The organism is Streptomyces sp. NPDC104307, assembly GCF_055584045.1.
This window is the reverse complement of record NZ_JBVJMU010000012.1, coordinates 33978-59567: the sequence shown is the minus strand read 5'-3', so window position 1 is coordinate 59567 and position 25590 is coordinate 33978. Positions and strand designations below refer to the sequence as shown.

Below are 25590 nucleotides of genomic sequence, written 5' to 3'. Positions count from 1 at the left end.
GGACCTGATCACGCGGAAGGACCTGCCCCTTGGCGGGGCAGGTCCTTGATCCGGCAGTCCTCGCGGGCGCGCCGCGAGGTGCCCGCTCACTCGTCCAGCGTCAGGCCCTTGCGGAGCTTGACCAGAGTGCGCGAGAGCAGCCGGGAGACGTGCATCTGCGAGATACCGAGCTCCTCGCCGATCTCCGACTGCGTCATGTTGGCGACGAACCGGAGCGAGAGGATCGTCCGGTCGCGGCTGGGCAGCGAGGCGATCAGCGGCTTCAGGGACTCGACGTACTCGATGCCTTCGAGTCCGTGGTCCTCGTAGCCGATCCGGTCGGCCAGCGCGCCGTCGTTCTCGTCCTCCTCGGGCTTGGCGTCCAGCGAACTCGCGGTGTACGCGTTGCTCGCGGCCATGCCTTCGACGACTTCTTCGTTGCTGATGCCCAGGCGGTCGGCGAGCTCACCCACGGTGGGCGCGCGGTCCAGCTGCTGGGCGAGCTCGTCGCCCGCCTTGGCCAGGTCGAGCCGCAGCTCCTGCAGGCGGCGCGGTACGCGCACGGACCAGCTGGTGTCGCGGAAGAAGCGCTTGATCTCACCGACGATGGTCGGCATCGCGAAGGTCGGGAACTCGACGCCACGGCTGAGCTCGAAGCGGTCGATCGCCTTGATCAGGCCGATGGTGCCGACCTGGATGATGTCCTCCATCGGTTCGCTGCGGGAGCGGAACCGGGAGGCGGCGAACTTGACCAGAGCCATGTTCAGCTCGACGAGCGTGTTGCGCACGTAGGAGTACTCGTGGGTGCCCTCTTCGAGGGATTCGAGCCGGGCGAAGAGCGTCTTGGAGAGCGCCCTGGCGTCCAGCGGCCCCATCTCGGAGGCGGGCGGGATCTCGGGAAGGTCCACGAGTCCGCCGGTGGTGCTGTCGGTATCGCCGTAATCACTGCTGGTGGGGCTTGAGCGCGTGCCGTCCAGGACGGTCGCGGCAGGGGAGTCTGATTCGGTCAGTCCCTGAGGACATGCTGACGTCGCGTTGTGGGTACGCGGTTCGTCGAGCCGGGGTGACATGGTCTCCTCCATCGTTCTCGGCATATGGCTGCCGATGCCTATACGTGTTCCTGCGGTGAAGCGGCGCCTCCAAAGCCGGCCGTGTTTTGGGTGTCCCCCTACCCTTACCGGTCCGTATGGCTCGTTACAAGCTCCAATTACCGCTATATGTCCGGTTTGTTGAGGTCTTCGGCTACCGCGTGGCGCACGGAACGCGTAGTGTTTCAGGAACGTCAGCGACAGCTGCAACGCATCTGCATGCATCGTTATGCAGAGAGTGACGATCGGCGAAGAGGGACGGGCATGGACCGCGGGACGGTCGGCAGCGCGAACCGGGGTCGGCTTCAGGTCGAGGCCCGCACCGTGGGCCGCAGCGAGGTTGTGACACCGGCGGGTGAGCTCGATCACCACACGGCGGATCTGCTGCGCGAGCCCTTGGAGAGCGCGGTCGAGCAAGGGCGTGCGCGCCTGGTGGTGGACTGCTCGCGACTCGAATTCTGTGATTCCACCGGGCTGAACGTGCTGCTCGGTGCCCGCCTCAAGGCGGAGGCGGCCGGGGGAGGGGTCCATTTGGCCGGAATGCTGCCGGTGGTGGCGCGGGTATTCGAGATCACCGGGGCCGAAGCGGTTTTCACCGTTCACGGCTCCCTCGAAGAGGCCCTGGAAGACTGATCGTGGTGCGTTCAGCCACCCCGTGCGCCCCGCGTGTTGCTCGTGTCACGCGATCCGCGTAGCCGAAGTGGGTGTTGTCACGATTCCGCCGGGCAGGAGACACCCCGGTGAGCCATCGTGGTGAGCCGCAAGCTCCATATCCGGCCGATGCCCGAACCGGCGTCCCTGTCTGTAATGCGTATGTGTATCTGTATCTGTTCAATGGCGACATGGTGAATCGGTGAGGTGAAGCGCTGATGAGCACCACCCGGCAGCATCCACCGGGCGACCTCGGCCGCGAGCCGGAGGGCGCGGGCGTGGGTGCGCATGCCGACGCGGGCCCCGGCGCGGACGCGGGCCCCGGCGCTTCTTCCGAGGGTCCGGCCGGTCCGGGCGAGCGGCAGTGGCGCACGCTGTCCCTGCGGCAGGTGAGCGGCATCGTGCCGACGGCCCGTGATTTCGCTCGCACGGCGCTCCAGGAATGGGGCTGGCTGCCCGCCTCGACCGCCGACCGCCGGGCGGCCGCGGAGGACGTCCTGCTGGTCGTCTCCGAGCTGGTCACCAACGCGTGCCTGCACGCGGAGGGCCCCGACGAGCTGCGGATCGGGCGCACGCCGAAGGCGCTGCGGGTCGAGGTCGTCGACGGTGGCGCGGGACAGCCCGCGCCGCGCACCCCGCACCGGGCCGGCCGGCCCGGCGGGCACGGCATGTTCATCGTGCAGCGGCTCTGCCTGGACTGGGGAGTCGTACGGGTGCCGGGCGAACCCGGCAAGACCGTCTGGGCGGAGCTGGCCGCCCCCGCATAGCCGACACGGGCTTCCCGCCCGCCCCGGGGCCGTACCCCGGGCCCCACGCACCTCGAAGAGCGCGCCGGATCGGCGCGCTCTTTGTCTTCCCTCCACAAGGCCCCGGGCGTACCTTGAGCGCCAAATCTGATGTGTCGTCAGCTATATGGGTCGCACGGAAGCGGCGCACGGCGACTCCCGGCATGAGGGGAATTCGAGGTGTCGTACCAGAAGCGAACAGCTCTCGCGCTGGCGTCCGGGCTGGCGGGGGCGGTGGTGCTGATGGCCGCGCCCGCCGCCCACGCGACGGTCGTCGACGTCAACTACAAGTGCAAGACCCCGATCGGGGACAAGGCCGCCGTGTCGCCCATCGACATCAAGAGCGTCAAGAGCGGCGGCGGCTACAAGCTCACGATGTCCTTCCAGAAGGGCGTCTCCTCCAGCCCGGTCGAACTGGGCAAGGGCGCGATGAACCCCAGTGCGGTGGTCAAGGTGGGCGGCGCGGACCCGGGCCAGGTCCAGGTGACCGGAGCTGCCAACTCCGCCGCGATCCCCGCCAACAGCCCCATCAAGATCAGTGATCTGTCGGGGACGTACACCCCGAAGAAGAGCGGCAAGGTCGACTTCACCGCCGGAGTGCTCACCATCAAGGCACTCGGTACGACGACGACCTGCACCCCGTCCAACAACCCGGGCCCCTCGCTCTCCCTCGACGTCACGGCCCCGGGCGGAACCGCGAGCGGCGGCGGAAGCGCGAGCGGCGGAAGCGCGAGCGGCGGCGGGCAGAGCACGCCGGACGGCGGGTCCTCGCTGCCCAAGACCGGCCCGCTCGACTCGGCGGTCGCACTCGGCACGCTCGGCGGGACGGTGCTGCTGTCCGGCGCGGCCGGGGTGCTGTGGCTGACCAGGCGCGGGCAGCGGGCCACGGGCTGACTCCCCGCGAACCGCAGCCGCCGTCACGCACCAGGGAGCCCGCCCATGCCGCCGTTGACCGGTCACCTCACCCGCTTCGCCCTTGCCGTACCGCTGCTCGCCGCCCTGTGGTGGACCACCGCCATGACCACGGTGGCCGGTGCCACCGAGCACCCGGCCGCCCCGGCGTGGACGGCGCGGCCCGCGGCGAACGGTGCGGGCCGGGACGGCGGCAGACCGTACTTCTACCTGGAGGGCCTGCCCGGCAGCGTCCTCCAGGACCGGCTCTCGGTCACCAACCCGGGCCCGGACCCGCTGACCGTACGACTGCGCGGCGCCGACGCGTACAACACCGCGAAGGGCGGCTTCGCGGTACGCGGCGCGCACGGCTCCACCGGTACCGGGGCCTGGCTGCGGACGGCCGCGGAGAAGGTGACCGTGCCCGCCCGCACCCGCGCGGAGGTGCCCGTCTCCGTCACGGTGCCGCAGGACGCGCTGCCCGGTGACCACCCGGGCGCGATCGTCGCGGAGAGCGGCGGCCGCTCGGTGGGCGTCCGGGTCCAGCTGCGGGTCGGCGGGCCGACGCTGGCCGCGCTCACGGTCGAGGACGTCAAGGTGTCCGGGGGCACCATCCACTACACGCTGGTCAACCGGGGCAACGCGGTCCTCGCGCCCCGGCTCACCGTCAGCGCCGACGGGGTGTTCGCCGCCCTGCTGCGACGCGACGCCCGCACTCTGCCCGTCGAGCTGCTGCCCGGACAGCGGGTCCGGCTCACCGAACCGTGGCGGGACACCCCCGCCCTCGGCTCCGCCACCGTCCGGCTGCGCGTCACCGCCGGCGGCGGCGCGCACAGCGAGGCGACGGCCTCCGCGCTCTTCGTCCCGTGGCTGCCGCTCACCGGGGGCGCGCTGCTGCTCCTGGCCGGGGCCGCCGCGGGCACGTACGCCCACCGGAGGCGGCGAGCGGCACGGCGCGAAGGGCACGGCTCCACCGGGGCCGCCCCGTCCCCTGACCGGCAACAGCACTCCGACGAGAGGCACTTGGTGAAGGCGGGAGCGGAATCGTGACTGGACGGACCGGACCGGCGGCACTCCGGAGCGACGGCCGCGCGCGGGCGGCTCTGTTACTCGCCGCCCTGCTGACTGCGGTACTGCCCGCCCTGCTGCTGACCGCGACCGGCGCGCACGCCACCGGTCGCAGCGCGGCGGACCAGAGACCCGCGGTCACCCTCTCCGGGAAGCAGGCGGGCAAGGGTGGCGAGATCACCGTCAAGGGCACCGGCTGGCGGCCGGACACCCTGCTGATGATGCTGGTCTGCGGGCGGTCCAGCCCGGACCGGGGGGTGATCGGCGGCACCAACTCCTGCGCCAACGCGGACGGCAGGGCCGTCACCACCGACTCCAAGGGCGCGTTCAGCAAGAAGCTGCCGGTCGCGGAGCCGCCCGTACCGTGCCCCTGCGTGGTGCACGTCGCGACGGTCACCGGGGACCAGTCCGTGGCCGACGCCGCATTCGTCGTCGCCGGACACCCCGTCGCCGCACTGCCCAAGCAGGACGGGAACGGGAAGCTCGCCGTCCTCGCCACCACCCGGCTGGAGGGCGACAGCGGGATCCTCACCTGGTTCGGCGCCCCGCCGTCCCGCCGGCTCGTCCTGACCGTGGGCAATCTGGGCTCCGCCCCGGTCAAGGACCCGGTCTTCCAGGTCGGCACCGCACACGGCGTCTACGCCCCGCAGTGGGAGGAGCGGCAGTGGCGCGGCACCGTCGAGCCCGGCCGCAAGGCGCGGATCGAGCTGCCCGTCGGGCTGACGGCGGGCGCCCACGGCGACTACCAGGTCTCGCTGAAGTACGGCACCAAGGTGCTGGCCGAACAGCCGTGGGGCGTCGGCCGCCCCTGGGGCGTGACGCTCTTCTGGATCCTGCTCTGCCTCGTCGTGCCCGCCGCCGTGTTCCGTATCGGCATGGCGGTCGTCGACAAGGTCCGGCCGCGCTCCGCGCACGCAGCGGCCCGGCCGCGCCGGCGCCCCGAGCGGTTCGCCGAGGTGACGGCCCGGCTGCCGAGGCTGCGGCGGGCACCCGCGCCGTCCGAGGGCTCCGCGCCCGCGGCGGGCACGGGCGGCACCACCACGGCCGCGCTGCCGTGGTTCACCCCTGATTCCGCACCGTCAGAGCACAGACCGACGACGAAGGGACATTCGTGAGTACGCAACGCAGGACGGTCGCGGCGGGAGTCGCGATGATGATCGGCGGGGCGGGCATGCTGCTGGCCGCGAGCCCTGCCCAGGCCGCCGACATCTCGTACAAGACGGAGTGCATACCCCCGGCCATCTCCGGACTGCCGCCCGTGGAGGGCACCACCCAGGTGCAGCTGACCGCACCCGCGCAGGCGAAGGTCGGGGACACCGTCGAGGTGGTGTGGAAGACGGTCGCGGCCGCCTCCAAGAACCCCGATGTCCTGGACCTGAGCAAGGACACGGTCCAGCCGACCGGCACCGTCAAGCTGGGCGGCGCCGCGACCGGTGACCTGAAGATGGAGGGACCCCGGCAGAACCCGCCGATCCCCAAGAACTCCGCGATGATCCTCTCGGACATGAAGGGATCGCTGAAGCTGGAGAAGGCCGGTGACCTGACGCTGACGCCGGACGCGTACAACATCAACGTCTCCAAGCCGATCTCCACGGACACCAAGTGCACCCCGAAGGAGACGGTGAAGCCGGGCGCGACGATCAAGGTCACCGACGGCGGCGGAACCACAGCCGGCGGCACGACCGACGGCGGCACGGATGCCGGTGGTACGACCGACGGTGGCACGGATGCCGGTGGTACGGACGCGGGCGGTACGGACGCGGGTGGCGCCGACACCGGGGGCACGGCCACCGGGGGCGACACCGGCGGTACGGACGCCGGGGGTGCCACCGCGGGTTCGGGCGGCACCGGCGGTGCCACCGACTTCCCGGGGAAGGAGGTCGCCGTCAACTTCGCCTGCAAGTCGCCGGGACCCGCCTCCATCGAGTCCAAGGTGACGGTCAACGCCAAGAAGAACGGCGGCAGCTACGGGCTCACGGTCAAGACGGCCAAGGGTGTGATGGACAGCCCGGCCGACCTGCCCGCAGGGGCGCTCAAGCCGTCCATGCAGATCGTCGTCGGCGGCGCCGACAAGGGCTCCGTCGCCGTCACCGGACCGGGGAACCCCGATCCGCTGAAGACGGGTAAGCCGGTCGACCTGCCCGACATGACCGGCACGTACAAGCCGGGCGCCTCCGGCAAGTCCACGCTCACTCCGGGCACCCTGACGATCGACGTCACGCTCGGCGGCTCGAAGATCAACATCCCGTGCACGGTCAAGGGCGCCGTCAAGGCGTCGCTCGAACTCGACACCACCGCCCAGCAGGGCGGCGCGTCCGGCGGCGGCGACACCTCGGGCTCCGGCTCCGGCGGGGCGGCGGCCGCGGCGGGCGGCGGTACGGCCTCCGGCGGCGGCCTCGCGGCCACCGGTGCCGAGGACAACGGCGCCCTGCGCGCACTCGGCCTGGTCGCCGGTACGGCGATCCTGCTGGGCGGCGCGGTGTTCACGTTCACCCCGTGGCGCAGGCTGCGCTCCGGCCGCTGAGCCGAGGCGGGTACGCATACGGGAAGGGCCGCCGCACCGTGGAATCGGTGCGGCGGCCCCTGCCCGGTGCGTGCGGTGCGGTCAGCTCTCGTCGCTCATGTGCTGGGTGACCTTCCTGCGGTACATCCAGATGCCGACACCGGCGATGACGGCGAGGACCGCCTCGACCGCGACGGCGGCCGTGGTGTTCAGGTCGACGCCGAGCTGCGGGGAGGTGAGCAGACCGGTCACCGAGTCGCCCGCGGTGACCGCGAGGAACCAGACGCCCATCATCTGGGAGCTGTACTTCGCCGGGGCCATCTTCGTGGTGACCGACAGGCCGACCGGGGAGAGGCAGAGCTCCGCGACGGTCTGGATGAAGTAGATCGCCACCAGCCACATCGGGCTGACCCGGCCGCCGTTGGCGGCGGTGTCCATCAGCGGGATCAGGAAGACGACGAAGGAGACGCCGATCAGCACGAGGCTGGAGGCGAACTTGACGGCGGTGCTGGGCTCCTTGCCGCGCTTGTTCAGCCACAGCCAGCCCGAGGCCATCACGGGGGCCGCTGCCATGACGAAGATCGGGTTCAGGGACTGGTACCAGGACGTCGGGAAGTCGAAGCCGAGCAGGCTGTTCGTCGTCGAGTTCTCACCGAAGATCGACAGGGTCGATCCGTTCTGGTCGTAGATCATCCAGAAGACGGCGGCGACGACGAAGAACCAGATGTAGCCCGACAGCTTGGACTGCTCGGTCTTCGTCAGTTCCTTGTCGCGCTTCATGCGGACCAGGACGGCGACCGGGATGACCAGGCCGGCGACGGTGATCGGCAGCACCGCCCAGTCGACGAAGTTGCCGGTGACGGCGAGCAGGCCGTAGAAGACGACCGCGACGATCAGCCAGATCAGGCCCTTGCGCAGGGCGGAGCGCTTCTCCTCCTCCGTCGCCGGGGTGGCGACGACATCGCTCTCCGGGCTCAGGTGGCGGGTGCCGAGCATGAACTGGGCGAGGCCCAGCGCCATACCGACCGCGGCGAGCGCGAAGCCGAAGTGCCAGTTGACGTTCTCGCCGACGGTGCCGATGGTCAGCGGGGCGAGGAAGGCACCGACGTTGATGCCGATGTAGAAGAGCGTGAAGCCACCGTCACGGCGCGGATCCTTCGGCCCCTTGTAGAGGTGGCCGACCATCGTGGAGATGTTCGCCTTCAGCAGGCCGGAGCCGAGCGCGACGAGGGCGAGGCCCGCGAAGAACGTCGCCGAGTTGGGCACGGCGAGCGTGATGTGACCGAGGATGACGACACCGCCACCGATGGCGACCGTCTTGCGCGGCCCCCAGAAGCGGTCGGCGAGCCAGCCGCCCGGCATGGTCAGCAGGTAGACCATCGCCATGTAGGCGGAGTAGATCGTCGTCGCGGTGGCGGCGTTCATGTGCAGCCCGCCGGGCGCGATCAGGTACAGCGGGAGCAGTGCCTTCATGCCGTAGAAGCTGTAACGCTCCCACATCTCGGTCATGAAGAGCGTGGCCAGGCCGCGGGGGTGGCCGAAGAAGGTCTTCTCCGTGCCAGTCGGGCCGGCAGGGTCCTTCGTCAGGCTGGACGCCATGGTCGATCCTTGCTTGCTCGGGACGCGGCGCCTCGTGAAGCGGTACGCGCCCGGTGGGGGGAGGCCGGCACCGACGCGGGTACGCCCACCGCGTCGGGATCCACGCCCGGTGCCTTCATTGGCGTTCCGGGCCCGGCCCACAGGTCATTCACTGGGTCGTTCAATGGGGACTTCGGCTTCCGGGCCGGCGGGTACCGGCCCCGCACACAAAAGAGACCCTGGGTGCTTATAGCTGCCCAAAGGTCTTTGAGTAGTGCAACAGGCGTTGAGACACCATACGACACGACAGAAGTGGATATGAAAGGACTTGAGACATGGATCACAGGTGGGAGTGCAACCACACTCCCACATTCGAAGGTCTGGACCTGAATGGGGCGCAGACCCGCAGGGCTTTTGGATCACCTCACTCCTGGTCCGCCGCGCGGACTACCATCACTCCATGACCCGTGTACTGCTCGCCGAGGACGACGCATCCATCTCGGAGCCATTGGCCCGCGCCCTGCGTCGGGAGGGTTACGAGGTCGAGGTCCGCGAAGACGGTCCGACCGCTCTCGACGCCGGCCTCCAGGGCGGCATCGACCTGGTCGTACTCGACCTGGGGCTGCCCGGGATGGACGGCCTCGAAGTCGCCCGCAGGCTCCGCGCCGAGGGCCACACCGTGCCGGTGCTGGTGCTGACCGCCCGCGCCGACGAGGTCGACACGGTCGTCGGCCTCGACGCCGGCGCCGACGACTACGTCACCAAGCCCTTCCGGCTGGCCGAACTCCTGGCCCGGGTCCGGGCCCTGCTGCGCCGCGGGGCCACAGAGCCCGCCCCGCAGCCCGCCACTCACGGCGTCAGGATCGACGTCGAGTCGCACCGGGCCTGGATGGGCGAGGAGGAACTCCAGCTCACCGCCAAGGAATTCGACCTGCTGCGGGTCCTGGTCCGCGACGCGGGCCGGGTCGTCACCCGCGACCAGCTGATGCGCGAGGTCTGGGACACCACCTGGTGGTCGTCGACCAAGACCCTCGACATGCACATCTCCTGGCTCCGCAAGAAGCTCGGGGACGACGCGGCCAATCCGCGCTACATCGCCACCGTCCGGGGCGTCGGTTTCCGCTTCGAGAAGAGCTGACGTACAGAAACACTCATGCGCCGAAGACTGATCAACTCCACCCTCGCCGTGGTGCTCGTGGTGATCGCCGTCTTCGGCGTCTCCCTCGTCATCGTCGAGGCCCGCACCATCAGCAGCAGCGCCCAGGAGAGCGTCGACTCCGAGGCGCTGCGCGTGATCAGCGTCATCGAGAGCCGGCTGCTGGGCTCCGAGCGGATCAACCCCGGAGTGCTGGCCGAACAGGTCGACGACAAGCGCTACGCCCTGGTGAAGATGGTCGGCCGCGAACCGATCGAGGTGGGCGAGCGCCCCAGCGGCAGCGTGATCAGTGCCACAGAAGTGGGTGAGCACGGCGAGCGGGTCACCATCGAGGAGTCCCGCTCCGCCGTCACCCGCGAGGTCGGCCGCACCCTGATGATCATCGGCGCGGTGGCGCTGCTGGCGATCGTCTCCGCCGTCCTGCTCGCGGTGCGCCAGGCCAACAAACTGACCTCGCCGCTCACCGACCTGGCCGAGACGGCGGAGCGCCTCGGTTCCGGCGACCCGCGCCCGCGCCACAAGCGGTACGGGGTGCCGGAGCTGGACCGGGTCGCCGATGTGCTCGACTCCTCCGCAGAGCGGATCGCCCGGATGCTGACGGCGGAGCGCCGGCTCGCCGCCGACGCCTCCCACCAGCTCCGTACGCCGCTGACCGCGCTCTCCATGCGGATCGAGGAGATCTCGGTCACCGACGACCCGGAGACGGTCAAGGAGGAGGCGAACATCGCCCTCACCCAGGTCGAGCGCCTCACGGACGTGGTCCAGCGGCTGCTGACCAACGCCCGCGACCCGCGGACCGGCTCCGCCGTCGTCTTCGACCTCGACGAGGTGGTCAAGCAGCAGATCGAGGAGTGGCGCCCGGCCTACCGGGGCGAGGGCCGCGCCATCGTCCGCTCGGGCAAGCAGGGGCTGCGGGCCGTCGGCACCCCGGGCGCGGTCGCGCAGGTGCTGGCCGCGCTGATCGAGAACTCGCTGATGCACGGTGGCGGCACGGTCGCCCTGCGCACCCGGGTCACCGGCAACCAGGCGGTCATCGAGGTGACGGACGAGGGCGCCGGAGTCCCCGCGGACCTGGGCGCGCGGATCTTCGAGCGGACCATCAGCGGCCGCAACTCCACGGGGATCGGCCTCGCGGTCGCCCGGGACCTGGCGGAGGCGGACGGCGGCCGCCTCGAACTGCTCCAGCAGCAGCCCCCGGTCTTCGCCCTGTTCCTCAGCCGGGTGGCCCTGAACAGAAATGAACCGGAACGCCCGGTGAGGTAACCGGACAGGCCGATCCGTACGGCCAAGCTGATCCCGGCCGAATCAAGCCGCGTACGGCCAAACCAAGCCCGTCCGGCGATTGAGGACAAGGCGTCACCCCGGACGCGCCCGAGGCCTACAGCTGCGCCGTATCCGCCTCGACCCGCACCGCAGGCGGGGACGCGGGCGCGGGCACCGGCACGGAGACCGCAGACGGCACGAGCGCCTCCCCCTCGCTCAGCACGCCCTCTTTGTCAGGCAGCGCCTTGAACACCCAGCTCCGGTAGGACCAGAAGCGGAACAGCGTCGCGATCCCGATCCCGAGGATCTTGAAGACATTGCTCTGCACCGGGGTGTCCCAGCCGAACCCGTACGTCGCCGCGTACAGCACACCCATCTCGATGACCGCCCCCACCGCGCTGAACAGCAGGAACAGCGTCAGCTCGCGGGTCCGTCCGCTCTTGTCGCGGTCCCGGTACGTCCAGTAGCGGAAGCCGACGTAGTTGCAGAGGATGGCGACGAACGTGGCGAGCAGGCCCGCCCGGACCGTCGGGATGTCCGTGTAGCGCCACAGCAGGTTGGATACCGCGATATTGACGACCAGACCGACCGCGCCGACCACGCCGAACTTGGCGATCTCCCGGGCCAGCAGATCCAGCCGGGCCCGCAGTGCGCCCCGTTCACTCATGGTGATTGCTCAGCCCGTCTGTCGGTTCGTCTTCAGGTTCCGTCAACCCGGCCATGCTAACCAGCCCGCCCGTCGGCCGCCCGTGAGCACCGGTACGGGTGTGGCGGACCGGACACCTCGGACCGTCGTCGGGAGCCCCCGTGGCGTGCGGATACCCTGGATGAGTGACGTTCCCGGTAGTCGGCATGGTCGGTGGCGGTCAGCTCGCCCGTATGACCCACGAGGCGGGCATCCCCCTCGGCATCAAGTTCAAGCTCCTCAGCGACACCGCTCAGGACTCGGCGGCGCAGGTCGTGAATGAAGTCGTCGTGGGCGACTATCGCGACCTGGAGACGCTGCGTGCCTTCGCGCGCGGCTGTGACGTGATCACCTTCGATCACGAGCACGTGCCGACCGAGCACCTGCGGGCCCTGGAGGCGGACGGCATCCCCGTGCGCCCCGGCCCCGACGCGCTGGTGCACGCCCAGGACAAGGGGGTGATGCGCGCGAAGCTCACCGAGATCGGCGCGCCCTGCCCCCGCCACCGCATCGTGGCGGACCCGGCCGACGCCGCGGCCTTCGCGCGCGAGGCCGGTGGCTTCCCCGTCATCCTCAAGACCGTGCGCGGCGGCTACGACGGCAAGGGCGTCTGGGTGGTCCGCTCCGAGGCGGACGCGGCCGAGCCCTTCCGGGCCGGTGTCCCGGTCCTCGCGGAGGAGAAGGTCGACTTCGTACGGGAGCTGGCGGCCAACATCGTCCGCTCGCCGCACGGCCAGGCGGTGGCCTACCCGGTCGTCGAGTCCATCCAGGTGGACGGCGTCTGCGACACGGTCATCGCCCCGGCCCCCGAGCTGGACGAGCGGCTCGCCGGTGAGGCCCAGCAGCTCGCGCTGCGGATCGCCGCCGAGCTCGGTGTCGTCGGCCACCTCGCCGTTGAGCTCTTCGAGACCCGCGACGGGCAGATCCTGGTCAACGAGCTGGCGATGCGCCCGCACAACTCCGGGCACTGGACCCAGGACGGCGCGATCACCTCGCAGTTCGCCAACCACGTCCGGGCCGTCCTGGACCTCCCGCTCGGCGACCCGCGCCCCCGCGCCACCTGGACGGTCATGAGCAACGTCCTGGGCGGCGACTACCCGGACATGTACCAGGCGTACCTGCACTGCATGGCCCGGGACCCGCAGCTCAAGATCCACATGTACGGAAAGGACGTGAAGCCCGGCCGCAAGGTCGGCCACGTCAACACCTACGGCGACGATCTGGCGGACGTGCGCGAGCGCGCCCGGCACGCGGCCGACTACCTGCGAGGAACGATCACAGAATGACTTCGCCCGCCTCCGCCGCACCGGTCATCGGCATCGTCATGGGCTCGGACTCCGACTGGCCCGTCATGGAAGCGGCGGCCAAGGCCCTCGACGAGTTCGAGATCCCCTACGAGGTCGACGTCGTCTCCGCCCACCGCATGCCGCGCGAGATGATCGCGTACGGCGAGAACGCTGCGGGCCGGGGCCTGAAAGCGATCATCGCCGGGGCGGGCGGCGCCGCCCACCTGCCCGGCATGCTCGCCTCCGTCACCCCGCTGCCGGTCATCGGCGTACCGGTGCCGCTGAAGTACCTGGACGGCATGGACAGCCTGCTCTCCATCGTGCAGATGCCCGCAGGAGTCCCCGTCGCCACCGTCTCGGTCGCCGGCGCGCGCAACGCGGGCCTGCTGGCGGCCCGCGTCCTCGCCGCCCACGACAGCGAGCTCCAGGCCCGCATGGTCGAATTCCAGCAGGAGCTCAACGACCAGGCCACCGAGAAGGGCAAGCGGCTGCGCACCAAGGTCGGCAACCCCGACACCTTCGGCTTCGGAAAGTAGGCACCATGACGGACCGGCTGGAGCAGGCCAGGGAACTCCTCGCGGAGCACCCCGTGGTCGACGGGCACAACGACCTGCCGTGGGCACTGCGCGAACAGGTCAACTACGACCTCGACGCGCGCGACATCGCCACCGACCAGTCGGCTCATCTGCACACCGACATCCCCCGGCTGCGCGCGGGCGGCGTCGGAGCCCAGTTCTGGTCCGTCTACGTCCGGTCCGACATGGCGGGCGAGGACGCCGTCAGCGCCACCCTGGAGCAGATCGACGCGGTCACCGAGCTGCTGGCCCGGCACCCTGCGGACCTGCGCCGCGCGCTGACCGCCGACGACATGGAGGCGGCCCGCGCCGAGGGCCGCATCGCCTCCCTGATGGGCGCCGAGGGCGGCCACTCCATCAACAGCTCGCTGGGCACCCTGCGCGCCCTGCACACCCTCGGCGTCCGCTACATGACGTTGACCCACAACGACAACATCGCCTGGGCGGACTCCGCGACCGACGAGCCGGGCGTCGGCGGGCTCTCCCCGTTCGGCCACGAGGTCGTCCGGGAGATGAACCGCACCGGGATGCTGGTCGACCTCTCGCACGTGGCGGCCACCACGATGCGCGACGCCCTGCGCACCTCCACCGCGCCGGTGATGTTCTCGCACTCCTCCGCGCGGGCGATCTGCGACCACCCGCGCAACATCCCCGACGACGTACTGGCCCAGCTCCCGGCCAACGGCGGCATCGCCATGGCGACCTTCGTACCGAAGTTCGTCCTGCCGGCGGCCGTCGCCTGGACGAAGGCCGCCGACGAGAACATGCGCGCCCAGGGCCTGCACCACCTGGACACCACCGAGCGGGGCATGAGGATCCACGCCGCTTTCGAGGCGGCGAACCCCCGCCCGATGGCGACCGTGGCGACGATCGCGGACCACCTCGACCACATGCGCGAGGTCGCCGGGATCGACCACATCGGCATCGGCGGCGACTACGACGGCACCGCGTTCCTCCCGCAGGGCCTGGAGGACGTCGCGGGGTACCCGAACCTGATCGCGGAGCTCCTCGGCCGTGGCTGGTCCGCCGCCGACCTGGCCCGGCTCACGTGGCAGAACGCGGTACGGGTGCTGCGCGCGGCCGAGGACGTGTCGCGCGAGCTGTCCGCCGACCGGGGCCCGTCGCACGCCACGATCGAACAGCTGGACGGCTGACCGGCCGGTTCAGCAGGCGCAGAGACAGAACGGGTGCCCCGCCGGATCGGCGTACACCCGGAAGGTCCGCTCCCGGTCGTCCGCTTCGAGCACCGTCGCCCCCAGCGCCAGCACCTCGCGCTCCGCCGCGTCCAGATCCGGCACGGTCAGATCCAGATGGAACTGCTGCGAGCCGTCCGGGCGCGGCCACTGCGGCGGTACGAAGCCGGGCGCGGCCTGGAAGGCGAGCGGAGTGCCGGTGATGCCCGTGAGATCCACCCAGCCCTCCTGCTGCTCGACCTTCCCGCCGAGCAGTCCGGCGTAGAAATTGGCCAGGGCGGTGGGATCCGGGCAGTCCAGGACGACGGCACCCAGTACGGCTACAGCCATGACGCTTCCTCCTTGGGCAGATGCGGGCAGATGTGGGCATGTGGTTACCGGCAATCCGACTCAACCGGTAACCGTTACTGCATGCTCCCGCAATGGAGGTAACGTCGCAACCATGAATGAGAGGGACTCCGCGCCCGGCGGGCTCGCGCTGATCGAGGCCCTGGTCAACACCCTGGATGTGGAGACCGGCGCGGACACCCTCGACACGGCGGAGGGGCGCGCCGGACTCGGCCTGGCAGGCCCGGACGTCCCGGCGGCCCGCGCGCTCCGCGAGGCCCTGCGCGCCGTCTGCCTGGCCCACGCGGGCCACCGCCCGCCCGAGGGCGGCTCGGTGTCCCTGCTGGACCGGCTGCTGGCGGCGGCGCCCCTGCGGGTCCGGGTGGACGAGTCGGGTGCGGCGGTGCTGTGCGCGGTGGAGGAGCCGCCCGGACTGACCGCCCGGGTCGCGACGGCCGTCGCCGCCGCCTGCGCGGACGGGACCTGGGACCGGCTCAAGGTGTGCGAGGCGGCGGACTGCCGCTGGGCCTATTACGACCGCAGCCCGGCGGGGCGCCGCCGCTGGTGCTCGATGTCGGTGTGCGGGGCCCGCGCGAAGATGCGCGCGTACCGCGCGAGGCAGGGCTGAGCTGGCCTAGGGGTGTCCGCGAAGTCCCGCCTGGCCCGTGACGCCTGGCACGCACTCTCGCCGCACCGGCCGAAATCCCAAGTACATCCAGTACGAGGGATGTCGGCCGGCACGCCGAGAAATGGGGTCTCCCCTGGTCGAGCGAAGCCGAGAGCTTGGGGAAGCACCAGACGCCACGGGCCACGCCCTGCGGGCGTACGACGGGACTTTGCGGACACCCCTAGCCGCTCAGGCCTTCGGCCGTCCCATCGCCCGGAACGTCCACCCGGCCTCGCGCCACACCACGGGGTCCAGCGCGTTGCGCCCGTCCAGGATGAGCTTGCGCCCCGCGGCCTCGCCCAGCGCCACCGGGTCCAGCTCGCGGAACTCGCTCCACTCCGTCAGGTGCAGCACCACATCGGCGCCGCGCACCGCGTCCAGGGCGGTGTCCGCGTAGCCGAGCGTGGGGAAGAGGCGGCGGGCGTTGTCCATGCCCTTCGGGTCGAAGACGGTGACCTGGCCGCCCTGGAGGTGGATCTGCCCGGCGACGTTCAGGGCGGGCGAATCGCGTACGTCGTCCGAGTCCGGCTTGAAGGTGGCGCCCAGGACGCCCACCCGCTTGCCGAGGAACGAGTCGCCGCCGACGGCCTCCCTGGCCAGCTCCACCATGTGGCCGCGGCGCCGCATGTTGATGGAGTCGACCTCGCGGAGGAAGGTCAGCGCCTGGTCGGCGCCCAGCTCACCGGCGCGTGCCATGAAGGCCCGGATGTCCTTGGGCAGGCAGCCGCCGCCGAAGCCGATGCCCGCGCGCAGGAACTTCTTCCCGATCCGCTCGTCGTGGCCGATGGCCTCCGCCAGCTTCACGACGTCGCCGTCGGCTGCCTCGCAGACCTCGGCCATGGCGTTGATGAAGGAGATCTTGGTGGCGAGGAAGGAGTTGGCCGAGGTCTTCACCAGTTCGGCGGTCGGGAAGTCCGTCACCACGAACGGCGAGCCCTCCGCGACCGGTGCGGCGTACACCTCGCGGAGCAGCTTCTCGGCCCGCTCGCTCTCCACGCCGACGACGATCCGGTCCGGGTGCAGCGTGTCGTTGACGGCGAAGCCCTCGCGGAGGAACTCCGGGTTCCACGCCAGCTCCGCGGCGTCGCCCGCGGGCGCCAGCTCGGCGAGCCGGGCGGCGAGCCGGGCCGCGGAGCCGACCGGCACGGTGGACTTGCCGACGACCAGGGCGGGCCTGGTCAGAAGCGGTGCGAGCGAGGCGAAGGCGCTGTCCACGTAGCTCATGTCGCAGGCGTACTCGCCGTGCTTCTGCGGGGTGTTCACGCAGACGAAGTGGACGTCACCGAATTCCGCCACCTCTTCCCACGAGGTGGTGAAGCGCAACCGGCCGCTGGCGCCCTCGATGCCCGCGACGTGCTTCTTGAGGATCTCTTCCAGCCCCGGCTCGTACATCGGGACCCGGCCGGCCGAGAGCAGCTCGACCTTCTCGGGCACGACATCCAGCCCCAGCACTTCGAAGCCCAGCTCCGCCATGGCCGCGGCGTGGGTGGCGCCGAGGTAGCCGGTGCCGATCACAGTGATCCTGAGGGCCATGTAGTGCTCCTGGGAGATGCGGACAGACGTGCGGTGAACGAGCATAGTCGTGCCCCTGAAACGCTCCATTCCGGCTGTCGCGAAGCTCACGGCCCCAGCTCGTATGCCATTGCGGGGGCGGGCACCTAAAATTAGGTTACTTAACGGTAGTTAGCTGCATCCTGGGGAGTGAGAGTCTTGGCGGGTTCGACCGATTTCGACCTGTACCGTCCGGCCGAGGAGCACGAGATGCTCCGTGAGACGGTGCGTGCGCTCGCCGAGGCGAAGATCGCCCCGCACGCGGCCGCGGTCGATGAGGAGGCCCGCTTCCCGCAGGAGGCGCTGGACGCCCTCACCGCCGCCGACCTGCACGCCGTCCACGTACCCGAGGAGTACGGCGGCGCCGGCGCCGACGCGCTCGCCACGGTCATCGTGATCGAGGAGGTGGCCCGCGCCTGCGTCTCCTCCTCCCTCATCCCGGCCGTGAACAAGCTCGGCTCGCTCCCGGTGATCCTCTCCGGCTCCGATGACCTCAAGAAGAAGTACCTGGGCCCGCTCGCCAAGGGCGACGCGATGTTCTCGTACGCCCTCTCCGAGCCGGACGCGGGCTCCGACGCCGCCGGGATGAAGACCAAGGCCGTCCGCGACGGCGACTTCTGGGTCCTCAACGGCGTGAAGCGCTGGATCACCAACGCGGGCGTCTCCGAGTACTACACGGTCATGGCGGTCACCGACCCGACCAAGCGCTCCAAGGGCATCTCGGCGTTCGTCGTCGAGAAGTCGGACGAGGGCGTCTCCTTCGGCGCCCCGGAGAAGAAGCTCGGCATCAAGGGCTCCCCGACCCGCGAGGTCTACTTCGACAACGTCCGCATCCCCGCCGACCGCATGATCGGTGAGGAGGGCACCGGCTTCGCCACGGCGATGAAGACCCTGGACCACACCCGCATCACGATCGCCGCCCAGGCCCTCGGCGTCGCCCAGGGCGCGCTGGACTACGCCAAGGGCTACGTCCAGGAGCGCAAGCAGTTCGGCAAGCCGATCGGCGACTTCCAGGGCATCCAGTTCATGCTCGCGGACATGGCCATGAAGCTGGAGGCGGCCCGCCAGCTCACCTACTCGGCCGCCGCCAAGTCCGAGCGCCTCGACGGCGACCTCACCTTCTTCGGCGCCGCGGCCAAGTGCTTCGCGTCCGACGTCGCGATGGAGGTCACCACGGACGCGGTCCAGCTCCTGGGCGGCTACGGCTACACGCGGGACTACCCGGTGGAGCGGATGATGCGCGACGCCAAGATCACCCAGATCTACGAGGGTACGAACCAGGTCCAGCGGATTGTGATGGCCCGCAACCTGCCGTAGCGGGACCGCTGTCGGCAGTGGACGCAGGGCACAGCGCCCCGCAACCCGATCGTCCCGGGTGCGGGGCGCTTCGCGGTTCCGGAAGGTCGGCCCCGGCCCCCGCACCGCGTACGTCCCGGTTGGGAGCGCCTGCTGTCAGACTGACCGGATGCAGGACAACAACCATTTCTCGCTGACCAGAGTGCGGCTGCGGCATTACCGCAGCATTGCGGAGGCCGACGTCGATCTGGGGCGGCTGCTGCTGCTCGTGGGGCCCAACGGATCGGGCAAGAGCAACTTCCTGGACGCACTGCGTCTGCTTTCCGAGGCGCTGCAGACCTCGCTCGACCAGGCGCTGCGAAGCCGTGGAGGGGTGGCGGAGGTCCGGAGACGATCCACCGGGCATCCGACGCACTTCTCCATCGATCTGGAATTCCGGGGCCCGGGATATACCGGCGAGTACGGGTTCGAGGTCGCCGCGGTCAAAGGTGGCGGATTCCGGGTCAGCCGTGAGGACTGCCGAGTGTGGCTCGACGCGAGGGATCAGGAGGGGAACCGACACGCGGACGCGAGGTTCCGCGTCGAGAAGGGCGTACTGAAGGATTCTTCGGAGCCGGTGATGCCGCCGGTGAGCGAGCAGCGCCTGTACCTCGTGTCCGCAGCGGGGCTGGAGGCCTTCCGGCCTGTCTTCGACGGTCTTGCGGGAATCAGTGTGTTCAGCCTGAACCCCGATGTCATGCGCCAGCCGCAGACGCCGGACACAGGCGAGTTCCTGCAGCGCGACGGTGCCAATATCGCGAGTGTCCTCCATCGGCTGGAGGTGGCAGACAAGGCCAGGATCGAGGCGTACCTCCAGCAGATCGTGCCCGGCATGCACGAGGTGTCCCGCTCCGATCTGGGCAACTGGGAAACGCTGGAGTTCGCCCAGGACGTTCCTGGCGCGAAGAATCCCTGGCGATTCCAGGCCCACTCGGTCTCCGACGGCACACTGCGAGCACTCGGGGTGCTGGTGGCGTTGTTCGCCGGGACGGGCTCCACGCTCAGCACAGTCGGGATCGAGGAGCCCGAGAGTGCCCTGCACCCGGCTGCGGCCGGTGTTCTGCTGGATGCCCTGCGCGACGCGAGCGAGCGGCGTCAGGTGATCGTGACGAGTCACAGTCCCGATCTGCTGGACCGCCATGATTTTGAACTCTCCCAGCTGCGCGCGGTCCGTTCGGTCGGCGGCGAGACGAGGATCGGACCGCTCGATGCAGCCGGGGCGCTGGCCATGCGAGAACACCTTTATACGCCGGGGGAGTTGCTGCGTACGGACCAGTTGCTGCCGGAGGCTGCCCAGTGACCGTCCCCATGGTGGCCCCGATCGTGGAGGGCCACGGAGAAGTGACAGCGGTACGCGAACTCATCACGCGGATCGCCGCAGAGTTCAACGGCACCTATGCGGAGGTCGCACAGCCGTTCCGCCTCGACTCAGGGAAGATGCGCAAGCCCGACGAGCTGAGCAAGGCGATCCGCTTCCAGGCTGCCCGGGTGAGCGGCCGGGGCGGTGTACTGGTTCTCCGGGACGGTGACGACAGCGACATCACTTGTCCGGTAGAGCTGGCCGGCCTGCTTGTTCCCGAACAGGGCCTGGTGACGGTTCCTGTCGAGATCGTGATCGCTCGGCACGAATACGAGGCATGGTTCCTGGCGGCCGCCGAATCGCTGCGAGGGCATCCTGCGGTGATGGACGACGCGTTGTCTCCGAGCGACCCCGAAGCCAAGCGGGGAGCCAAGAGTCAGCTGGAGGGTCTGATGCGGGAGTCGTACAAGGAGACCCTGCATCAGGCGAAGTTCTCCGGCGTGATGGATCTGCGAGTGGCGGCGGCGCGGAGCAGATCGTTCCGTCGGATGGTCCATGCCGTTGAGCTCCTGGTCCGTTAGCCCCGGACTGCACCACCGGCCTGGCTTCTGGACCTGCGCGCCTTCGTGGTGCAGGGGGAGGAGCGAGGCGAGGGCCGGTGGGTGAGCCATCAATTCCGTTTATCCGTAACGAAGTTGACGCGCATTCTCTTGGGCCGAGCTGATTAGAGGGATGAAGCTGGGGTAGGTGCGGCAGCTGAGCCCTCGAAGAACAAGTAGGAACAGGACCTTGTCTGTGTCAGATCCCATACCGGCGTTACCCGGCCACGACGTGCTTGACGCATACGTCGACAGGTACGGTCCCCGCCTCCTGCTGTGGGTCTGGGACAGGGCGGAGGGCGCGCTGCACCGGCACGTCTCCTGCGCGGGGTTCGGCTCTCTCCAGAGCATCCCCATGAGCGCGGTGAGGCTTCTCGTCGACCACCTGTGCGCCGAGGAGCTGATCGAGACGGTCGACGGGCCGGGGGCGGTGACCGGGGCTCCCGTGGTCGTTCTGCGGGCCGCCGGGGCGGAGCGTGCCCGTTGGCTCCAGGCGCTGCGGGCGAACGCCGCTGAGCGGACCCGGCACGCGGCGCGGGCCGTACTGCACTGGATCCACGCCAACACGCACCGGCAGCCGTTGCGGATCAGCGGCTTCCTCGATTCGCCGGACGTCTTCTTCCTCGGCGACGCCCTCTCCCGGAGCGAGGTCGCCCGAGCCCTCACCTACCTGGCCGACGAAGAGCTGATCACCTGCGAGGGACCGCCGTTCCACCATGACGTCGGCTCACACGTGGCGCTCACCTCGCAGGGCGTGGCGGTCGTGCTCGCGGGCGTCACGGACATCGGGGCGTACGTGGCACAGCAGCGTGAGTACCGCCGGCCCGCCCAGCACACCCACATAGAGGCCGGGACGATCGAGAACCTCACCCAGGGCGACTCCGACCACAGCGTGCACACCTCCATCGAGATGCACACCGCGCTCCAGCCCGCCGGTCTGGCCAGCCTCATCACGGAGATGGCCCCGGCTCTCCATCTCGATCCGGAGGCACTCGCGGACCTCCTGAGGAGCGCGAACGCGCTGGCGGGCGGCGGTGTCCCCGACGACGAGCCGCCCCCGGACCGGCAGCGCGGCCTGATGGAACGGATTCGGGGCTGCCTCACCTCCGCTCCCGACACGGTCGGCCGGCAGCTCCTCATGGACGCGGTCGGCCAGGCGCTGGGCAGGATGCTCGGCGGCTGACGCACGGGGCGGGGCAGCGGACGCGCGGGGCAGCGGGCACGTGGGGCGGGGTCCGCACCGGACGGAGCAGGACGGAGCAGGACGGCGGAACGGGGGAGGGCGATGCGGACGCCTTTGTACGCACGGGATCCGATCGTGCGGGGGCTGGTTCCCCGACTGGTCGGCATGGCGCCGGACCGGCGGGAACTGGTGCCCCAGGAGCACCGGGGCGACCTTCCCCTGACGCTGCTCTCCGGCGGCCACGGAATGGGCAGGACCGCGGTCCTCGACGCCCTGGACGCGTCCTACCGAGGGCGGATCCCGCTCGGCAGGGTGGACGCCGCGCGGGTCGAACAGGCCCACCGGCTCGGCCCCGTGGCGGCCAACACCTCCGCGGTGGTCGAGATCCTGGAGCAACTGGCCTGCGAACTCGCGCCGGCGGTGCCGGGAGCCGTGCGGCTCCGCTTCTCCCGACTGCTGCCGGGGCTGTTCGCCGTATCCAGTTGGCACCGGGGCGACGAGGAGCAGCAGGCGCTGGCCCGTGACCGGATCGCGCGGCTGCTCGTCGCCTGCGGGCTGGCGAAGGGGTCGGAGGGGGCCGAGGGGGACGGCACGGACTGGACGTACGACGTCAGCGAGCGCCTCGCGGACCCGGACCGGCGGCAGCACGATCTGGCACCGGTCACGGAGGCGGTCGTCCAGCAGTACTTCGGGCGGCACGCGCGGGCCCGCGCCGGAAAGTCGGTGCAGGAGTGGTACCGGAACCGGTCCAGCGGCTCCGAGGACGGGGAGGCCGCCCTGATCCGGCTGAGTCTCCGCTTCCACCAGGGCGGGGACTTCCAGGACGCCGTCGAGCGCACCCTGATCGCGGCCTTCCTCGAAGACCTCGCCGACGCCTACGGGCGGTGGCAGCGCGTCAACCGGGCGCCCCGGCCGCTGGTCCTGCTGGACAACGCGCACACCGAGGCCGGGCGGCGCTTCCTCGGCCTGGTCCTCGACCACCGGGCCGCGCCCGGACCGGACGTCCAGGACCCGCTGGTCGTCGTGGCGACCCGGCTGGGCGACGACGCGGCCCGCTACCCGGACGCGACGGCCCGGGAACTGTCCGGGCTCACCCACGAGTCCGGCTGGGAGCGCCCCGTCGGCTCTTCGCCGTCGGCCGGACTGCTCACGGTCGCGCTGCCCCCGCTGGGCCGTGCGGACCTGCTGCTGATGCTCGACGCGGCCCAGGTCCCGCTGCCCCGCCATCTGCCGTCCGCCCTGTACTCCCTCACCCGTGGGCATCCGCAGGGCAGCCGGGTGCTGTGCGAGGCGGTCATCCGCGCCGGGCAGGCCGTCGACCCCGAGACCCTGCTCGACCTGCCCGCAGAGGAGGGCCGGCCCGCAGGCGAGGTACTGCTGGAGCGGCTCGTGCCCCAGCCGCAGCTGCGCGCCCACCTGGCGCCGCTCGCCCTGGCGCGCGACCGGGCCGCCGCACAGGTCCTGAGCACCGCGGCCGTGCTCGCCGACGGCGGACTCCCCGGCGCGGGACTTCCCACCGCGGCCCGGTATCTGGAGGAGGAGCACTGGGCCGACGGTCCGCAGGCCGGGGAGGACGGGCAGGACGGTGCGGGCGGTGCGGGCGGCGACGGGTCCGGTGCGCGGGCGGGATTCGTGGCCGACCCCTTCCTGCGGGCCCTCCTGGTCCACGAGGCCCGCCGGACCTGCGCGGAGGCCGGCTCGGGGCGGGGCTGGGCGGAGCTGCACCGACTGCTGCGGCAGCATCACGAGGAGCGCGGAGCCGGCCACGAGCCGGACGTCCTGCGGCACGTGCTCGCCGTCGGGGAGGCGGAACCGGTGGTGAGCCGGCTGACGGAGTATTTCGGGAGCTGGCCGGCCGGCCGCTGGCTCGACGCCCTGCCCCACGTCGCCTCGGCCCCGCACCCGCCCCGGGACCGGTGGACCGACCACCGCGCCGAGATCGCCCGGGGCGCCCATGACCACCTGTACGCGGAGGCCGACGACATACACCGGTCCGTCAACCGGCTGCTGCACGCCCTCTGGTACCTGTCCGAGACGTACGCGGAACCGATGGACGACCTGTGCCAGGACATCGGCTCCGAGCTGGCCTTCCTGTCGATGCGTCATCCGTCGGGCCGGGCGGCGCTCAACGAGGCGGCCCGCTCCTGGCCGGCCGCCGTACGTGAGCGCAGGCCCTGCCCGACGCACGGACCCGACTACGGACGCGGCCCTCTCCGCGGCGAGGAGTGAGAACTGTGCTGGACCGTTTCAGAATCCGGGCCATGGGCCCGGGAGACAGAGTCATCGCCCTGATCGTGGTCGTCGTTCTGCTCGCGGCGGTTGCCTTTGTGGTCGTACGGGCGCTGCCGGAGAAGTGCGGTGACGGCTTCGAGGAAGCGGCGAAGGAATGTGTCGGCGTCACCGCGGGGGTCCTGGACGGCGACCCGGAACTGGACGGCCTGATACGCGACGTGGCGGACGAGAACGCCCGGGTCGAGAAGGGATGGAAGGACCCGGAGAGGGGCGCGGCGCGTATCCCCTACGTGCGCATCGCCCTGATGATGCCGTTCACCACGGACGCCACCAGCTCCATGAGCACGGCGCAGATCGCCCGCGGGCTGGCCGGTGCCCATGTGGCACAGCTCCGGGCCAACGCGCAGGCCGGGCCCCGGTACCAGCTGCTGCTGGCCAACGACGGGAAGGACCTCGACCACTGGGGGCCCGTCGTCGAGCGGCTCGCCCCGATGGCCGCCGACAAGGAGGCGCCGCTGGTCGGCGTATTCGGCATGCCCAACAGCACCCCGGACACGCTCGCGGCGGCCAAGGCCCTTTCCGGGCAGCGGATTCCGACGATCGGCCCGATACTCACGTCGACCACGATGCAGGCCGGATACTTCTTCAAGACCTCCCCCTCGAACGACCTCCTGGTGCGGGCGCTCGGCTCGTACCTGGAGAAGAACCCGGGGGGCGAGACCGGATTCCTGGTCTCCGACCGGCGGGAGCAGGACAGCTACTCCACCGACCTGCGGGACGTCTTCCTCAAGCACTTCGGCAAGAAGTACGGACTGAAGCAGCGCCAGGCGTCCTACCTGGGACTCATCGGTGACGACAAGGGCGTCCCCCAGCGCTTCGCCGACGTGGCCCGGAGCATCTGCCTGACCAAGGCGGACACGGTCTTCTTCGCGGGCCGCGATCACGACCTGCCGCATCTGGTGAACCAGCTGGCGAGCGAACCCTCCTGCGACCACACCATGCCCACCCGCATCCTCAAGGTGGGGATCGGCATGGACCCCGAGTCGACCGGGACGGAGATCACCGCGCACCTGCGTGCCGCCCGGATCACCCTCGTCGGCGCGGCCTCGGTCGACACCCTGTCCTGGAAGGACCCCGTGCGGCTCCCGGCCGGGCCCCAGGGCTTCCTGGAGACATTCGAGAAGCTCCGCAAGACCATGCCGGACAACCCGGCCTGGGGCGCGAAGCCCCTGGACGACGGCTACGCGGTGATGTACCACGACGCCTTCACCGTGCTCGCCCAGGCCACCGACCGGGCGTACGACGACATCAACGGCGAAGAGGGAGAGGGGAAGGGCGGGGACCGGCAGAAGAAGCCCGGCGCCGTCGAACTGCCCAGCCATGACGACGTGTACAACACCGTCATCAACATGAACATCCTGGGGACCGACAAGGGCGCGAGCTGCGTGAACTGCATGCGCGGAGCCAGCGGAACCTTCGGTTTCGACGATTCCCCCGACACCCGGAAGTGGGCCGTCTGCAAGCCCGTTCCCGTCATCGAGTACCCGGCCGCACCCTCCGCCGGGAAGGACGGCGAAACCGGTAAGGACGGGAAGGAGAAGAAGCCCGACCGGGTCTACCGCACCTACGAGGACAACTTCGACGGCTCCTGCCCATGAGGCGCCGCGGGCACGGGCGGCTTCGCCCCGTACGTTC

At 70.6% G+C, this 25590-nt stretch carries 23 protein-coding genes; 18 read left to right on the top strand and 5 right to left on the bottom strand.

Annotated elements, in window-relative coordinates; genetic code table 11:
- Positions 1–86 precede the first annotated feature (86 nt).
- Complete coding sequence (locus ACZ601_RS26455) at positions 87–1049, bottom strand: RNA polymerase sigma factor SigF (RefSeq protein WP_469542673.1); 963 nt, start codon at positions 1047–1049, stop codon at positions 87–89.
- A 282-nt stretch (positions 1050–1331) separates the two neighbouring features.
- Here ACZ601_RS26455 and ACZ601_RS26450 point away from each other — a divergent pair, with 282 nt between their 5' ends.
- From ACZ601_RS26450 to ACZ601_RS26425, 6 genes are all read left to right on the top strand, one after another.
- Positions 1332–1700 (top strand): STAS domain-containing protein, encoded by a 369-nt coding sequence (locus ACZ601_RS26450; protein ID WP_440574408.1) that lies wholly within the window; start codon positions 1332–1334, stop codon positions 1698–1700.
- Between the two features lie 236 nt (positions 1701–1936).
- Entirely contained in the window at positions 1937–2485 is a 549-nt protein-coding gene (locus ACZ601_RS26445) for an ATP-binding protein (RefSeq protein WP_469542339.1), read from the top strand.
- A gap of 198 nt (positions 2486–2683) precedes the next feature.
- On the top strand, positions 2684–3397 hold the full coding sequence (locus ACZ601_RS26440) for a peptidase (RefSeq protein ID WP_469542336.1): 714 nt from the start codon (positions 2684–2686) through the stop codon (positions 3395–3397).
- 45 nt (positions 3398–3442) lie between these two features.
- Entirely contained in the window at positions 3443–4444 is a 1002-nt protein-coding gene (locus ACZ601_RS26435; RefSeq protein WP_469542334.1) for a COG1470 family protein, read from the top strand.
- Entirely contained in the window at positions 4441–5577 is a 1137-nt protein-coding gene (locus ACZ601_RS26430) for a hypothetical protein (RefSeq protein WP_469542331.1), read from the top strand. Before ACZ601_RS26435 ends, ACZ601_RS26430 begins: the two co-directional genes overlap by 4 nt.
- A 38-nt stretch (positions 5578–5615) precedes the next feature.
- Positions 5616–6986, top strand: coding sequence for a hypothetical protein (locus ACZ601_RS26425; RefSeq protein WP_469542670.1), 1371 nt, complete (start codon positions 5616–5618; stop codon positions 6984–6986).
- Positions 6987–7067: 81 nt separating this feature from the next.
- Here ACZ601_RS26425 and ACZ601_RS26420 read toward each other — a convergent pair whose 3' ends face one another.
- Complete coding sequence (locus tag ACZ601_RS26420; RefSeq protein ID WP_440574403.1) at positions 7068–8564, bottom strand: peptide MFS transporter; 1497 nt, start codon at positions 8562–8564, stop codon at positions 7068–7070.
- A 439-nt stretch (positions 8565–9003) separates the two neighbouring features.
- Here ACZ601_RS26420 and ACZ601_RS26415 point away from each other — a divergent pair, with 439 nt between their 5' ends.
- Together ACZ601_RS26415 and ACZ601_RS26410 are read left to right on the top strand one after the other, a co-directional pair.
- Entirely contained in the window at positions 9004–9681 is a 678-nt protein-coding gene (locus tag ACZ601_RS26415) for a response regulator transcription factor (RefSeq protein WP_018104033.1), read from the top strand.
- A gap of 15 nt (positions 9682–9696) precedes the next feature.
- Entirely contained in the window at positions 9697–10962 is a 1266-nt protein-coding gene (locus ACZ601_RS26410; protein ID WP_440574402.1) for an ATP-binding protein, read from the top strand.
- A gap of 115 nt (positions 10963–11077) precedes the next feature.
- Here ACZ601_RS26410 and ACZ601_RS26405 read toward each other — a convergent pair whose 3' ends face one another.
- Positions 11078–11629 (bottom strand): GtrA family protein, encoded by a 552-nt coding sequence (locus ACZ601_RS26405; RefSeq protein WP_469542326.1) that lies wholly within the window; start codon positions 11627–11629, stop codon positions 11078–11080.
- Positions 11630–11793: 164 nt separating this feature from the next.
- On the opposite strand from ACZ601_RS26405, the gene ACZ601_RS26400 reads away from it, so the two are divergent.
- From ACZ601_RS26400 to ACZ601_RS26390, 3 genes are read left to right on the top strand one after another with little or no spacing between them, the layout of a single operon-like run.
- Positions 11794–12933 (top strand): 5-(carboxyamino)imidazole ribonucleotide synthase, encoded by a 1140-nt coding sequence (locus ACZ601_RS26400; RefSeq protein ID WP_469542324.1) that lies wholly within the window; start codon positions 11794–11796, stop codon positions 12931–12933.
- Positions 12930–13469, top strand: a complete 540-nt coding sequence (gene purE, locus ACZ601_RS26395; RefSeq protein ID WP_469542321.1) for a 5-(carboxyamino)imidazole ribonucleotide mutase — start codon at positions 12930–12932, stop codon at positions 13467–13469. The genes ACZ601_RS26400 and purE overlap by 4 nt, the downstream gene beginning before the upstream one ends.
- A 5-nt stretch (positions 13470–13474) precedes the next feature.
- Positions 13475–14662: a dipeptidase gene (locus tag ACZ601_RS26390; RefSeq protein WP_469542319.1), complete on the top strand. Its 1188-nt coding sequence runs from the start codon at positions 13475–13477 to the stop codon at positions 14660–14662.
- A 9-nt stretch (positions 14663–14671) separates the two neighbouring features.
- Here the strand turns inward: ACZ601_RS26390 and ACZ601_RS26385 are convergent, their stop codons facing one another.
- Positions 14672–15031: a VOC family protein gene (locus tag ACZ601_RS26385; RefSeq protein ID WP_469542316.1), complete on the bottom strand. Its 360-nt coding sequence runs from the start codon at positions 15029–15031 to the stop codon at positions 14672–14674.
- 112 nt (positions 15032–15143) lie between these two features.
- Here ACZ601_RS26385 and ACZ601_RS26380 point away from each other — a divergent pair, with 112 nt between their 5' ends.
- Positions 15144–15656, top strand: coding sequence for a CGNR zinc finger domain-containing protein (locus tag ACZ601_RS26380; RefSeq protein WP_469542313.1), 513 nt, complete (start codon positions 15144–15146; stop codon positions 15654–15656).
- Between the two features lie 228 nt (positions 15657–15884).
- Here ACZ601_RS26380 and ACZ601_RS26375 read toward each other — a convergent pair whose 3' ends face one another.
- Positions 15885–17228 (bottom strand): UDP-glucose dehydrogenase family protein, encoded by a 1344-nt coding sequence (locus ACZ601_RS26375; RefSeq protein ID WP_469542310.1) that lies wholly within the window; start codon positions 17226–17228, stop codon positions 15885–15887.
- Between the two features lie 177 nt (positions 17229–17405).
- On the opposite strand from ACZ601_RS26375, the gene ACZ601_RS26370 reads away from it, so the two are divergent.
- The 6 genes from ACZ601_RS26370 (at position 17406) to ACZ601_RS26345 (ending at position 25553) form a co-directional block, all read left to right on the top strand.
- Positions 17406–18563 carry an acyl-CoA dehydrogenase gene (locus tag ACZ601_RS26370; RefSeq protein WP_469542307.1) on the top strand — a complete coding sequence of 386 codons (1158 nt, stop codon included), beginning with the start codon at positions 17406–17408 and terminating at the stop codon, positions 18561–18563.
- Between the two features lie 148 nt (positions 18564–18711).
- Positions 18712–19881, top strand: coding sequence for an AAA family ATPase (locus ACZ601_RS26365; protein ID WP_469542305.1), 1170 nt, complete (start codon positions 18712–18714; stop codon positions 19879–19881).
- Between the two features lie 8 nt (positions 19882–19889).
- The gene (locus tag ACZ601_RS26360) at positions 19890–20462 is read left to right on the top strand and encodes a DUF4276 family protein (RefSeq protein WP_469542302.1); all 573 of its coding nucleotides are present in this window, start codon (positions 19890–19892) and stop codon (positions 20460–20462) included.
- Positions 20463–20712: 250 nt separating this feature from the next.
- Positions 20713–21663 (top strand): hypothetical protein, encoded by a 951-nt coding sequence (locus ACZ601_RS26355; protein ID WP_469542299.1) that lies wholly within the window; start codon positions 20713–20715, stop codon positions 21661–21663.
- A 102-nt stretch (positions 21664–21765) separates the two neighbouring features.
- The gene (locus ACZ601_RS26350; protein WP_469542297.1) at positions 21766–23892 is read left to right on the top strand and encodes an ATP-binding protein; all 2127 of its coding nucleotides are present in this window, start codon (positions 21766–21768) and stop codon (positions 23890–23892) included.
- A 32-nt stretch (positions 23893–23924) separates the two neighbouring features.
- On the top strand, positions 23925–25553 hold the full coding sequence (locus tag ACZ601_RS26345) for an ABC transporter substrate-binding protein (protein ID WP_469542294.1): 1629 nt from the start codon (positions 23925–23927) through the stop codon (positions 25551–25553).
- The last annotated feature ends 37 nt before the right edge of the window (positions 25554–25590 follow it).